Origin of the sequence: Micromonospora tarapacensis, assembly GCF_019697375.1 — a bacterium.
GTDB classification, from domain to species: domain Bacteria; phylum Actinomycetota; class Actinomycetes; order Mycobacteriales; family Micromonosporaceae; genus Micromonospora; species Micromonospora tarapacensis.
In genome coordinates this window covers 683817-697118 of the sequence record NZ_JAHCDI010000004.1, presented here as the reverse complement: position 1 = coordinate 697118, position 13302 = coordinate 683817, and the positions used below count along the sequence as shown (strand labels likewise).

The window sequence follows — 13302 nt, the reverse complement described above, 5'->3', positions numbered from 1 at the left end:
GCGGGTGGGTGGGGTGGGTGGGTGGGGTGGGGGTGGGGGTGGGGGTTAGCGGCGGAGGGTGAGGATCAGGTCGGCTACCAGGGCGGTCCAGCCGGTCTGGTGCCAGGCGCCGAGGCCGGCACCGTTGTCGCCGTGGAAGTATTCGGGGAAGGCGATCAGGTCCCGCCAGTCGGGGTGGGTCTGGAACAGTTGCGCCGCGCCGTAGATGGGGCGGCGGCCCCAACCGTCCCGGGTGAACAGCGCGATCAGCCGGGCGGAGAGGTCGTCGGCGATCTCGTCGAGGGTCTTCTTCACCCCGGACCGGGTCGGGTACTCCACCTGGAGGTCGTCGCCGAAGAACGCCGCGTAGTCCCGCAGCGCACTGATCAGCAGGAAGTTCGTCGGCATCCAGATCGGGCCGCGCCAGTTGGAGTTGCCGCCGAACAGGCCGCTTGTCGACTCGGCGGGCTCGTAGCCGACGCAGAACTCCTGCCCGCCCAACGTCACCGCGAACGGCTTGTCCAGGTGGGCGCGGGACAGCGTGCGCAGACCGTACTCGGAGAGGAACTCGTCGGTGTCCAGCATCCGGGCCAGCAGCCGGACCACCTGCTCCGGGCCACACATCGACAGCAGTCGCTGCTGACGCCCGTCCGGGCCGAGCCGCCGCCCACCGATGACCGAGGCGTACTCGGGGCGGTTGGTCAGGAACCAGCGCAGCCGCGCGCCCAGTTCGGGCAGCCGGTGCAGGGTTCGCGCGGTCAGCCGGGTCACCGCCGCCAGCGGCAGCAGCCCCACCACCGAACGCACCTTCAGCGGCACCTTCGTGCCGTCGGACAGCCGCAGCACGTCGTAGAAGAAGGCATCCTCGTCGTCCCACAACCCCTGCGAGTACGCCGCCGCGGCGATGTAGGCGAAGTGTTCGAAGAACTTGGTCGCGGTGTCCACCCAGGTCCGGTCGTGCTCGGCCAGCACGATGGCGATGTCCAGCAGGTTGAGCGCGTACATCGCCATCCAGCCGGTGCCGTCGGACTGCTCCAGCACCCCGGCCACCGGCAGCGCCGCCGACCGGTCGAACGGCCCGACGTTGTCCAGCCCGAGGAACCCGCCCTCGAAGACGTTGTTGCCGCCGGTGTCCTTGCGGTTGACCCACCAGGTGAAGTTCATCAGCAGCTTGTGCATCATCCGGGCCAGGAAGTCGTGGTCCCGACTGCCGTCGATCTCGAACACCTTCAACGCCGCCCAGGCGTGCACCGGCGGGTTGACGTCGCCGAACGCCCACTCGTACGCGGGAATCTGCCCGTTGGGGTGCAGGTACCACTCGCGCAGCAGGAGCAGGAGTTGCTCCTTGGCGAAACCGGGGTCGACCCGGGCGATGCTCACGCAGTGGAAGGCCAGGTCCCACGCCGCGTACCACGGGTACTCCCACGGATCCGGCATGGAGATCACGTCGAAGCTGGTCATGTGCCACCAGGCGCTGTTGCGGCCGTGCCGGCGCCCGGCCGGCGGCGTCGAACCCGGATCGCCCTCCAGCCACCGCTTGACGTCGAAGTGGTAGAACTGCTTGCCCCACATCAGCCCGGCGATGGCCTGCCGGGCGATCAACGCCTCGTCGGCGCTGGTCTTCTCCGGGATGACCCCGTCGAAGAACCGGTTCGCCTCGGCGCGCCGCGCCCACACGGCGGCGTCGAAGCCGTCGCCCAGGTCCGCCGGGGCGGGTCGCCGTCGCCGGGCGGCGGGGCGGTCCGGGTCAGCCGCAGCCGGATCCGCCGCTCGCCACCGGGCGGCACGTCCAGCACGTAGTGCAGGGCACCCTTGGTGCCCTCCCGGGCCGGGTTGACCGTCGCCGCCCCACCCACCACGTGGTCGTTGATGCCGTCCTTCGGGTACGGCGTACGGTTCGGCAACCCCCACAGCCGCTCGCCGTTGGTGTCGTTGTCACACAGCAGCGGCGTCGGGTCGCCGTCGCCTTCGAGCAGGAGCTGCCCCAGCACCCAGTGCTCGCCGACCAGCCGGCGCCCCTCGCCGACGATGCGGGGCACCCGGTCGCCGCCGGGCAGGTTCCACGCCCAGGTGTTGCGGAACCACAGGTGCGGCAGCACGTGCAGCCGCTCGGCCTCCTCGCCGCGGTTGGCCACGGTCACCACGATGCACAGGTCGGTCGGGCCGGACTTGGCGTAGTCGACGGTCACCGCCCAGTAGCGGTCGTCGTCGAAGATGCCGGTGTCGACCAGCTCGTACTCGGTGTCGTCCCGGCCGCGCAGCCCGTTGACCGCGACCAGTTCGTCGTACGGGAAGGCGGCCTGCGGGTAGTGGTAGCGCCACCGCATCCAGGAGTGGGTGGGCGTGGAGTCCTCGTACCACCAGTACTCCTTGGCGTCCTCACCGTGGTTGCCGCCGTCGCCGCCGAGACCGAACATCCGCTCCTTGATGATCGGATCGCGCCCGTTCCACAACGCGAGGGCGAAACAGAAGGTCTGCCGGTCGTCACACACGCCCGCCATGCCGTCCTCGGACCACCGGTAGGCTCGGGACCGCGCGTGGTCGTGGGGGAAGTAGTCCCACGCCGTACCGTGCTCGCTGTAATCCTCGCGTACCGTCCCCCACGCCCGCTCGGACAGATAGGGACCCCATGCCCGCCAGTCCTGCTCCCCCGCATCGGCCTGGGCGAGCCGGATTCGCTCGGCGTCGGGGGCGGAGGGCGAACCGTCAGTGATCATCTGACCATCTTCGACGCCGCCGGGGTACTTCACCACAGCGGCCATTGTCGTCGTGTCGTGTTACACCTCGCCGCCGGTGGAGGAAAGTTGATCGAGATTCGCTTCGGTTCGCAGGTCTGCGGCGAGCTGACCAGCGCCGCCAGCCGCGAGTGGCTGGTGCCCGACGGCCTCGGCGGGTATGCCATGGGCACCGTCGGCGGGCTGCGCACCCGCCGGTACCACGGGCTGCTGGTGGTTCCGGGAGAAACCCCGGCGTCCCGCAAGGTGGGACTGGGCAGCCTCGATCCGGCGGTGCTGCTGCCCTCCGGCGCCCGGGTGCGCCTCGGCGTGCACGAGTGGGCCTCCGGCGACGTCGACCCGCGCGGCTTCGAACTGCTGGAGCGTTTCGACCTGACCGACGGGCTGCCGCGCTGGCGGTGGCGCATCGGCGACGTGGTCATCGAGCGGGAGCTGGCCATGCTGTACGGACGATCGTGCGTGGCGGTGGTGCACCGGCTGCTCAGCGGCGGCCCGGTCGAGCTGGAGTTGGCCGCCGCCTGCACCTGGCGCGACGCGCACGGCGAGCGCCGCGGCGACGGACCGCCGCTGCGGATGGACCCGGTCGACGGCGGCGCGGTGATCGAGGGCGCGTACCGGCTGTCCGGGCCCGGCTGGACGCCGCAGGGCCACTGGTGGCGAGGTGTGTACCACCGCGAGGAGGCGGCCCGCGGCCTGCACCCGGAGGAGGACCTGTGGTATGCGGGCCAGTTCCGCGACACCATGCACCGCCCCGGCGACACCGTCTCGGTGCTGGCCTGGGCGGATCCCGCTCCCGCACCACCACCGGCCACCGAGGTGGTCGAGCTGGCCCGGCGGCGCAACCGTGAGGTGGTGGCGGCGGCCAAGCCCGCCGACGACGTCGAGGCCACCCTCGCGCTGGCCGCCGACGCGTTCGTCGTGCGCACCAACGACGCCGCGGTCGAGGTGGTCGCCGGCTACCCGTGGTTCGGCGCCTGGTCGCGGGACACGATGATCTCCTACGAGGGGCTGTTCCTGCGGACCGGCCGGGCCCCCCTCGGCCGCGAGCTGCTGCGTTCCTACGCGGCGACGCTGTCGGAGGGGATGCTGGCCAACACCGCCGACACCGGCCGGGTCGAGTACAACACCGTCGACGGCACGCTGTGGTTCCTGCACGCGGTCAGCCGGCACGTCACCGTCACCGGCGACACCGACCTCGGCGACGAGCTGCTGCCGGCGCTGCGCGCGGTGGTCGACGCCCACCTGGCCGGCACCCGCTACGGCATCGCCGTCGACCCGATCGACGGTCTGCTCACCCAGGGCGCGCCCGGCGCCGCCCTGACCTGGATGGACGCCCGGGTGTACGGGGTGCCCGTCACGCCACGGCACGGCAAGCCGGTCGAGGTCAACGCACTGTGGATCAACGGGGTGGCCGGGGTCGCCGAGCTGGCCGAGCTGGCCGGGCAGGACGCCGACGGGCTGCACCGGCTGCACGAGCGGGCGGTCACGGCGTTCCGGGGGCGCTTCCCCACCTCGGCCGGCTGGCTGCACGACGTGGTCGACGCGCCCGCGCCCGCGTACCCGCTCGGTGGTGCCGCGTACCACGACGACGACCTGCTGCGCCCCAACCAGCTGCTGGCCTGGTCGCTGCCGTTCGCACCGCTGGAGCCGGATCCGCGGGCGGTGGGCCACGTCGGTGCCGGGTTGCTCACCCCGCTCGGCCCGCGCAGCCTCTCCCCGACTGCCCCGGCTTCCTCGGCCGGCACCGGGGCGGGCCGGCCGAGCGGGACACCGCCTACCACCAGGGCACCGTCTGGCCGTGGCTGATCGGCCCGTACGCCGATGCCGGCCGACGGGCGGGCCTGCCGGTCGACGCGCTGTTCACCGGTCTGGAGGCACACCTGACCGAGTACGGCCTGGGTTCGGTCAGCGAGACCGCCGACGGTGCCGCCCCGCACATCGCCACCGGCTGCCCGTTCCAGGCATGGTCGGTGGCGGAGCTGCTGCGCGCCCGCCGGTAGCGCTTTACACCCCCGCAACGGGTACGTCTCCGCTGGTTATCCAGCTGCCAGCAGGATTGGTTCCGATCCAGCCGTGACGCGATCGCCGCCCACCGGGGGGCCGGCTGCCGCGCGTGCGGAGACAACTCAAAGGGGGCGCGCATGTCACCGAACGCCGACGTGATCGACATCAACCCCGCACGTTCGCAGCGGGTGCTGATGCTGTCCTGGGAGTACCCGCCCGTCCTCGTCGGCGGTCTCGGCCGGCACGTGCACGCCCTCTCGCTCGCCCTGGCCGCCGCCGGGCACGAGGTCACCGTCGTCACCCGGCACGCCGACGGCGCCCCGCTGGAGGAGTACGTCGACGGCGTCCACGTCGTCCGCGCCGCCGCCGACCCGGTCACCTTCCCCCTGGCCACCGGCTCCCTGCTGGCCTGGACGATGGCGTTCAACCACACCCTCACCCGGGCCGCCCTGCGCGCCGCCGCCACCGGCGACTACGACGTCATCCACGCCCACGACTGGCTCGTCGCACACACCGCCATCACCCTGGCCGAACACCTGCGCCGGCCGCTGGTGACCACGATCCACGCCACCGAGGCCGGCCGGCACCAGGGCTGGCTGCCCGAGGAGATGAACCGCACCATCCACGGCGTCGAACACTGGCTCAGCAACGCCTCCACCCGCCTCATCGCCTGCTCCGGCTACATGCGCGAGCAGGTGACGACGCTGTTCGAGACGCCCGGGAGCCGCATCGACGTGGTGCCCAACGGCGTCGACGACCGGGCCTGGCGGGCCCGGCCGCGGGCCGTCGCCTCGGCCCGTGCCCGGTTCGCCGCCGACGGCCCGCTGATCGGCTACGCCGGCCGGCTGGTCTACGAGAAGGGCGTGCAGCACCTGGTCGACGCGGTGCCGCAACTGCGCCAGCGGCATCCCGGGTTGCGGGTGCTGATCGCCGGTGACGGCCCCTACCGGGGCGAGTTGGAGGACCGGATCCACCGGCTCGGGATCGGCGGGACCGTACGCTTCGCCGGGTTCCTCGACAACACCCAACTGCCGGCGGTGCTCGGCGCCACCGACGCGACCGTCGTGCCAAGTCTCTACGAGCCCTTCGGCATGGTGGCCCTGGAGGCCGCGGCGGCCGGGGCGCCGCTGGCCGTGGCCCGGACCGGCGGGCTGGCCGAGATCGTCGAGTCGGGCGTCACCGGCGTCACCTTCCCGCACAGCGACCCGCCGGCCCTGGCCGGTGCCGTCGGGCAGCTCCTCGGCGACGAGGTCTTCGCCCGCCGGGTGGCCCGGCAGGCACGCAGCATGGTCGGCCAGCGGTACGGCTGGGCCGCCATCGCCGCCCGCACCGCCGAGACGTACACGGCCGCCCGCCGTGAACACGGTTCGCCGCAGGTGCGGCGCGGCCTCGCCGGGATACCGCTGCCCCGACAGCCGATCACGATCCCCGACGGCAACCTCCTCCCGGTCGGTGGCGCCGCCTGCTGACCCACCCCACCGCAGGCCGAACCGTCTGGCGCTGGCACACCGCGTCCCTCTCCGGGCGCGGTATCCGGCCGAAAGGGCGGCCGAAACGGGTTCATCGGATAGGTGATCCCCGATCTGCTGGCTAAGGTGTACGCCGGACGGCGGCGGATGGGGGAAACGTGCGAGCGGTGATCGCCGGCCGGTACCGGCTGCTCGGGCTGGTCGGGCGCGGCGGGATGGGTACGGTCTGGCGGGCCGAGGACGAGCTGCTGCACCGCCAGGTGGCGGTCAAGCAGGTGGTGCTGCCGGCCTCGCTCGGCGGTGACGAGCTGGACCAACTGGTCGCCCGCACGCTGCGCGAGGCGCGCACGGCCGCCCGGCTCAGTCATCCCAACGTGGTCCGCGTCTACGACGTGGTCTCCGACGCCGACACACCGTGGATCGTGATGGAGTACGTGCCCTCCCGCACCCTCCAGGACGTCCTCGACAGCGACGGCCCCCTTCCACCGCAGCACGCCGCCCGCATCGGCCTGGCCCTGCTGGACGCCCTGCGGGCGGCGCACGACGCCGGGGTGCTGCACCGCGACGTGAAGCCGGCGAACGTGCTCGTCGCCCACGACGGCCGGGTGCTGCTGACCGACTTCGGGCTGGCCGTCTTCGACGGCGGTGACCAGATCATGACCGGCCCCGGCACCATTCTGGGCTCACCGCAGTACGTGGCACCGGAACGCGCCGCCGAGGGGATGTCCAGCGGGCCGGCCGATCTGTGGTCGCTGGGCGCGACCCTGCACGCCGCCGTCGAGGGCCGCGCACCGTACGCCCGCAGCACCGCGATGGCCACGCTCAGCGCGCTGGCCTCCGCGCCGCCGGACCCGGCGCCGCACGCCGGTGCGCTGTCGGCGGTGCTGGCCGGGCTGCTGCGCCGGGACCCCACGCACCGCACCGACCACACCGAGACCCGCCGGCGCCTGCTGGCTGCCGCCGGGCCGGACCGGTCCGGATCTCGGCCCACCGGCGACGACGCCGACCCCGCGACGGTCACCGGCGACCGGCCGGCAGCGACGACCGGCGGCCCTGCGACGACCGGCGGCCCTGCGGCGGCGCCGAGCCGGGGCGGCGAGCAGTCCGGGTCGGCGGACCGGCCAGCCCCGCACCACAGGACGGGCAGCACCCGGAACCCCCGGGCGGGCCGCGCCCGGAACGCGGTCTCGTCGCCGTGGCCAGGCCCTGGGCGCTGGCCGCGGTGGCCGTGCTGGTGGCGGTGGCGGCCGGCATCGGCACCGCACTGACCGTGGTCGGCACCGGCGGGGACCAGCCGCGCCAGGCGGCGGAGAGCGTCCCACCCGGCACGCCGTACGACGCGGACGCCCCGGGAGCCGGCGGGCCCGGTCCGGCCGACGGGAGACGCCCGCCGGGCCCACCGCCCGGCGGTTTCGTCCCCGCCGCTGCCCTGTGTGCGCCCGTGGGTCGACGGCACCCCGGTCGCCGGGGTGCCGGCCGCCGCGGGCGAACGCTTCCGGCCACCGGCCGGCTGGGCATGGCATGCCGACGACGCCGGGTTCCGGGTGGCGGTGCCCACCGGTTGGCGGTACTCCCGCGACAACGACGTGGCCTGCTTCCAGGACCCGGCCACCGGTCGGGCGCTGAGCGTCGCCGCCGGCACCGACGCGGCCGAGCCGGTCACCGGGCTCGAAGCGGTACGGGACCGGCAACTGACCGCCGGCACCCTGCCGTCCTACCGGGAGTTCCGCCTCGGCCGGGTCGGCAAGGCCACCGAGTGGGAGTTCGGTTGGCTGACGCCGCACGGCGAGCGGCTGCGCGCCGTGCAGATCGTGTCGGGCGGGCCGGCACGCGGCCGGTCCTGGACGCTGGGCTGGATCACCCACGAGCGGGACTGGCCGGCCGCGGCGGCTCAGCTGGTCACGGTGCGGGACAGCTTCCGGCCGGCCCGCTGAGGCGCCGCCTGGCGGCGCGCCGCCAGTGCGGTGTCGCCTACTGTCGCATCACCCAGATGGGCAGGGGCTCGGTCAGGGTGCGCACGACCTCCCAGCCGGCGCGGCGGTAGAACTCGACGTTGGCCGGGTTGGTGGTCTCCAGCACGGCGGGCAGGCCGTCGGCGGCGGCCCGGCGCAGCCCGGTGTTCATGACGGCGTGAGCCCAGCCGCGTCCGGCGTGGTCCGGGTGGGTGCCCAGCACCCCGAGGTACCAGAACGCCGAGGTCGGTAGGGCGGCGTGCACCGCCCGGTCGTAGGCGCGGACGCGGGCGAGCGCGTCGGCGGGCAGGTGGACGTCGAGGTCGTGGTCCGAGGGCGGGTCGGCGGCCACGGGGGGTTGCCAGATGGCGGTCGAGGCGCCTCGCTCGATCGTCCAGATGGCCCGCAGCTGGACTCTCTTGTCGAACAGGTGCCCGAAGAAGGCGGCGGCGAACCGGGGGTGGGAATCCTCGTCCGGGAAGAAGTACCGCAGCGCGGGGTCCTGGGCGAACGCGGCAACCAGGGAGCTGACCACCCGCGTGCGGTCGGCGGGGGCCGCGACGCTGACAGCGACGGCTTGCACAGCGGGAGACCTTACGCGGGGCCGGCCGGTGAGCGCGACCCTGCCGCGGGGCGGCGGCGTCCCATGGCCGACACAGGGCAAGCTGCGGCGGCCGTGCGCTGCCATACTTCCTGGTGATCGGCCCGGCGCGCGGACCGCGCCCCAGAATCGTCTCATGTGGACTGTCCGGGTGATCCCCCTGCGGCGTCGCAACGAACTACAGTGGCGTAGTTTTGGCGCTCAAGATCCCTGGGGAGGGCGAGCCGAGATGATGGGACCGTCGCACGCGCTGTCCGGCGCGGCGGTATGGCTGAGCGGGTCGTGGGCGCTACAGCAGTTCTACGACTACGAGCAGTCGCCGTTGGCGTTGGCCGTCGGCACGGCGGTCTGCGCGGGCGGGGCGCTGCTGCCCGACCTCGACCTGTCCGGCAAGGTGACCCGCAACCAGGGCGGCGCGACCGTGGCCCGCACCTTCGGCGTCTTCTCGCTGTTCATCGCCGAGGTGGTGGAGAAGGTGTCGCTGGGCGTCTACTACGCCACCAAGCTGAGCCGCGATCCGAAACGCAGCAACGGTCACCGCACGCTGACCCACACGATCCCGTTCACCGCGCTGGTCGGCTGGGGAACCACCACGCTCTGCGCCGCGTACGGCAAGTGGGCGGTCATCGGCGTCCTGTTCTTCATGATCGGCCTGGCCCTGCGCGGGCTGTTCGACGAGTGGGCCGAGCGCGCCGGCTGGCTCATCGTCACCCTGGTCTCGGCCGGTGCGGCCGTCTTCACCGCCGCCAACCTGCCCGGCGACCGCGGCTACCCGATGATCGGTCTGGCGGTCGGGGTGGGCTCCTTCGTGCACATCATCGGCGACATGATCACGCGGGCCGGCGTACCGATCCTCTGGCCGATTCCGATCAAACGCCGGATGTGGACGCCGATCAGCCTGCCCGACCGGATCGCGCTGCGGGCCGGTGGCCGGACCGAGATCGTCTTCGTTCGCACCGCGCTGACCGTCGTGTCGGTGCTTGCCGCGATCGGGCTGGTCGCTCCCTCCGTGCTGCAGAAATTCAACCTCGACATATGAGCGTCGAGGCGGTCGACCCGGCGACCGTGGCGGCCGACGACGCCGTGCCACGGTTCTGGCAGGGGCTGGGCCTGCCCGGGCTGGCCGACGTGCACGTCCACTTCCTGCCGCCGAGGCTGCGCCGTCGGGTGTGGGAGTACTTCGACTCGGCCGGGCCGTTGGTGGGGCTGGAATGGCCGATCCGGTACCGGTGGAGCGACGAGGACCGGGTCGCACACCTGCGCCGGCTCGGCGTCCGGGCGTTCGGCGCGCTCGCGTACGCCCACCGGCCCGGCATGGCCGAGCAACTGAACGCCTGGACGCTGGACTTCGCCCGCGCCACCCCCGGTTGCCTGCCCTCGGCCACCTTCTTCGCCGAGCCGGAGGCGCCGCGCTACGTGGCCGAGGCGATCGGCCGCGGCGCCCGGGTGTTCAAGGTGCACCTTCAGGTGGGTGGCTTCGCCCCGACCGATCCGGCGCTGGAGCAGGCATGGGGCCTGCTCGCCGAGGCCGGCGTGCCGGTGGTGGTGCACGCCGGGCACGCACCGGTCGGCACCGCACACACCGGGCCGGACCCGTTCGCCGCGCTGCTGGCCCGGCACCCCCGGCTGCCCGCGATCGTCGCCCACCTGGGCGCGCCGGACTACCCGGCCTTCCTGGATCTCGCCGAACGGTACGAACGGGTACGACTGGACACCACCATGGTGTTCACCCCGTTCTTCGATCGGATCGTGCCGTTCCCGGCCGACGAGTTGCCCCGGCTGCGGGACCTGGGGCTGGCCGGCGGGGTGCTGCTGGGCAGTGACTTCCCGAACATCCCGTACCCGTACGCGGATCAGCTGGCCGGTCTGGGCCGGCTCGATCTCGGCGACGACTGGTTGCGTGCGGTCTGCTGGCAGACCGCCGCCGACCTGTTCGGTCTCACCGCGAGCTGACCACCCGCAGTTCGACGTCACTTCGTCACTGGCTATTGACGTGGCCGTAACACGTGTCCTACGGTCGTCGAACCGCTTAGTCGAAGCGCTTCGACAACCCGGGCGGGACGGACAGCGAGGAGGTGCCCGATGGCCACCATGCAGGACGTCGCGCGCCTCGCCCAGGTCTCGGTCAGCACCGTGTCGTACGTGCTCACCGGCACCCGGCCGATCTCCCGGGCCACCCGGGACCGGGTCCTCGCCGCCATGGCCCAGCTCGACTACCAGCCGAACGCCATGGCGCGCGGGCTGGCCAGCCGGCGCAGCCGGATCCTCGGGCTGCTGCTGCCCATGGACGAGCGGGGCATCGGCGCCACGGAGACCGCCTTCGTCACCGGTGCGGCGTCCGCCGCCGGGTCCGCCGGTTACCACCTGGTGCTCGCCCCGATCGGCGTGGGCGACCTCGACGAGCTGCGCCGGCTGGCCAGCCAGCGGATGCTCGACGGCGCGCTGCTGATGGAGGTCCAGCTGGACGACCCCCGGGTGGGCGTGCTGCGCGAGACCGGCGTCCCGACGGTGCTGATCGGCCGCACCGCCGACACCACCGGCCTGTCGTACGTCGACATCGACTTCGACCGGACCGTCCGCGACGCCGTCGACCACCTGGTCGGCCTCGGCCACCGGCGGATCGTCTACGTCAACCACTCGGCCGACACCATCGCCGAGGGCTACGGCCCGGCGCTGCGCACCCGGGACGCGTTCGCCGCCGCGATGAGCGAGTACGGCCTGGCACCGCTGATGATCCCCGCGCAGGACAGCGCGGCCAGTGGCCGGTCGGCGCTGGCCGCCGCGCTGCGGCAGGCCCCCGACCTGACCGCGGTGCTGGCGATGAACGAGAACGCCGTCTTCGGGTTGCTCGGCGAGCTGACCACCCGGGGGCTGACCGTTCCCGGCGACGTCTCCGTCGTCTCGATGGTCACCTCACCCCAGGTGGCCGAGTTGGCCACGCCGGCGCTGACCGCGATGACCTCGCCCGGCTCGGCGCTGGGCCGGATCGCGGTCGAGACGATGCTGCGCCACATCGAGGGCGCTGGTGGGGAGATCCACCAGGAACTGCTGCCGTGCGTGCTGGAGATCCGCGGGTCCAGCGGCCCGCCGCGCACGCCGGCCGGCATCGCAACACCCTCCGGGGTCGTCGGCGAACAGCCGACCCCCAGCACGCAAGCAGCCCGCCGCCGCGCTGCCACGCGACGGCGGGCCTGAAGGAGTACCGGCTCGATACTCACCAGGGAGACTAGCAATGCGACGATTCCGTAGAGTAGCCGTGGCCGCCGCAGTGGCGGCGCTCGCGGCGACGAATCTGGCCGCCTGCGGCGACGACGGTGGCGACGGCGACGCCAACGTCCTCAAGCTCTGGCACTACGAAAGCGCCAACAGCGCCATGGGCCTCGCCTGGGACCGGGCGATCGAGATATTCAAGGACGAGCACGCCGGGGTCGAGGTGCGCTTCGAGCGCAAGGCATTCGAGCAGATCCAGCAGAACGCCGGCATGATCATCAACTCGTCCGAGGGCCCGGACGTGATGGAGTACAACAAGGGCAACGCCACCGCCGGGCTGCTCTCCTCGCAGGGCCTGCTCACCGACCTCACCGAGGAGGCGACCAAGCGCGGCTGGGACACCGCGCTCAGCCCCAGCCTCCAGACCACGGCCCGCTACGACAACGGCGTGATGGGCTCGGGCAACTGGTACGGCGTGCCCAACTACGGCGAGTACGTGATGGTCTACTACAACAAGGAGTTGTTCGCCGAGCACGGCGTCAGCGTCCCGACCACGCTTGCCGAGATGACCGCCGCGATGGACACCTTCGTCGCCAAGGGCGTCACGCCGCTCGGCATGTCCGGCGCCGAGTACCCCGCCGGCCAGCTCTTCTACCAGCTGGCCCTCTCCCGGGCCGACCGGGCCTTCGTCGACGACTACCAGATCTACGCCAACCCGGTCGACTTCTCCGCCGACCCGCTCAGGTACGGCGCCGAGACCTTCGCCCAGTGGGTGGACAAGGGCTACATCGCCAAGGACTCCGCCAGCCTGAAGGCCGAGGACATGGGGACCGGCTTCATCTCCGGCAAGACACCGATGATCGTCTCCGGCAGCTGGTGGTTCGGTCGTTTCAAGAGTGAGATCTCCTTCGACTGGGACACCTTCCTCTTCCCCGGCAACACCCTGCACGCCGGCTCCTCGGGCAACCTGTGGGTGGTCCCGGAGACGAGCAAGGCCAAGAGCCTGGCGTACGACTTCATCGACATCACCATGCGGCCGGAGATCCAGGCGCTGATCGGCAACAACGGTGGCGTGCCGGTGGCCGGTGACCCGGCGGCGATCAACGACCCGAAGGACCGCAAGCTGATCGAGGACTTCAACACGGTCAGCTCCCAGGACGGCCTGGCGTTCTACCCGGACTGGCCGGTCCCGGGCTACTACGACGTGCTGGTCTCCGGCTTCCAGGGCCTGATCAACCAGTCCCGGTCGCCCGACGAGGTCCTCGACGCGATCGCCGAGCCCTACCAGGACGGCGTCGCGGAGATCAAGCGCGGCTGACGGCGGCCCGGGGCAGGCGCGGCGTCTCGCGCGC

8 protein-coding genes and 2 pseudogenes are annotated in these 13302 nt (G+C 72.6%); 8 read left to right on the top strand and 2 right to left on the bottom strand.

The window, feature by feature from the left end; translation table 11 throughout:
• Nucleotides 1-45: 45 nt before the first annotated feature.
• A pseudogene (locus tag KIF24_RS09190) lies at nucleotides 46-2741 on the bottom strand (MGH1-like glycoside hydrolase domain-containing protein).
• A 42-nt stretch (nucleotides 2742-2783) separates the two neighbouring features.
• On the opposite strand from KIF24_RS09190, the pseudogene KIF24_RS09185 reads away from it, so the two are divergent.
• The 4 genes and pseudogenes from KIF24_RS09185 (at nucleotide 2784) to KIF24_RS09170 (ending at nucleotide 8121) form a co-directional block, all read left to right on the top strand.
• A pseudogene (locus tag KIF24_RS09185) lies at nucleotides 2784-4714 on the top strand (amylo-alpha-1,6-glucosidase).
• Between the two features lie 141 nt (nucleotides 4715-4855).
• Nucleotides 4856-6187 (top strand): glycosyltransferase family 4 protein, encoded by a 1332-nt coding sequence (locus KIF24_RS09180; protein WP_221083659.1) that lies wholly within the window; start codon nucleotides 4856-4858, stop codon nucleotides 6185-6187.
• Nucleotides 6188-6354: 167 nt separating this feature from the next.
• Entirely contained in the window at nucleotides 6355-7455 is a 1101-nt protein-coding gene (locus KIF24_RS09175; RefSeq protein ID WP_331461049.1) for a serine/threonine-protein kinase, read from the top strand.
• 165 nt (nucleotides 7456-7620) lie between these two features.
• Complete coding sequence (locus KIF24_RS09170) at nucleotides 7621-8121, top strand: hypothetical protein (RefSeq protein WP_221083658.1); 501 nt, start codon at nucleotides 7621-7623, stop codon at nucleotides 8119-8121.
• A 37-nt stretch (nucleotides 8122-8158) separates the two neighbouring features.
• Here the strand turns inward: KIF24_RS09170 and KIF24_RS09165 are convergent, their stop codons facing one another.
• The gene (locus KIF24_RS09165; RefSeq protein WP_331461048.1) at nucleotides 8159-8722 is read right to left on the bottom strand and encodes a GNAT family N-acetyltransferase; all 564 of its coding nucleotides are present in this window, start codon (nucleotides 8720-8722) and stop codon (nucleotides 8159-8161) included.
• A gap of 247 nt (nucleotides 8723-8969) precedes the next feature.
• On the opposite strand from KIF24_RS09165, the gene KIF24_RS09160 reads away from it, so the two are divergent.
• The 4 genes from KIF24_RS09160 to KIF24_RS09145 all read left to right on the top strand — a co-directional run bounded on the left by KIF24_RS09160 (nucleotide 8970) and on the right by KIF24_RS09145 (nucleotide 13268).
• Entirely contained in the window at nucleotides 8970-9779 is an 810-nt protein-coding gene (locus tag KIF24_RS09160) for a metal-dependent hydrolase (protein WP_221083656.1), read from the top strand.
• Nucleotides 9776-10693 (top strand): amidohydrolase family protein, encoded by a 918-nt coding sequence (locus KIF24_RS09155; RefSeq protein WP_221083655.1) that lies wholly within the window; start codon nucleotides 9776-9778, stop codon nucleotides 10691-10693. The genes KIF24_RS09160 and KIF24_RS09155 overlap by 4 nt, the downstream gene beginning before the upstream one ends.
• Nucleotides 10694-10822: 129 nt before the next feature.
• The gene (locus tag KIF24_RS09150; RefSeq protein WP_221083654.1) at nucleotides 10823-11935 is read left to right on the top strand and encodes a LacI family DNA-binding transcriptional regulator; all 1113 of its coding nucleotides are present in this window, start codon (nucleotides 10823-10825) and stop codon (nucleotides 11933-11935) included.
• Nucleotides 11936-11996: 61 nt separating this feature from the next.
• Nucleotides 11997-13268: an ABC transporter substrate-binding protein gene (locus KIF24_RS09145; RefSeq protein WP_331461047.1), complete on the top strand. Its 1272-nt coding sequence runs from the start codon at nucleotides 11997-11999 to the stop codon at nucleotides 13266-13268.
• Nucleotides 13269-13302: the final 34 nt, after the last annotated feature.

What these genes read in the sequence shown, in the direction of transcription:
- KIF24_RS09180 (WP_221083659.1), top strand. Translation starts at nt 4,856, where the DNA reads ATGTCACCGAACGCCGACGTGATCGACATCAACCCCGCACGTTCGCAG.
- KIF24_RS09160 (WP_221083656.1), top strand. Translation starts at nt 8,970, where the DNA reads ATGATGGGACCGTCGCACGCGCTGTCCGGCGCGGCGGTATGGCTGAGC.
- KIF24_RS09155 (WP_221083655.1), top strand. Translation starts at nt 9,776, where the DNA reads ATGAGCGTCGAGGCGGTCGACCCGGCGACCGTGGCGGCCGACGACGCC.
- KIF24_RS09150 (WP_221083654.1), top strand. Translation starts at nt 10,823, where the DNA reads ATGGCCACCATGCAGGACGTCGCGCGCCTCGCCCAGGTCTCGGTCAGC.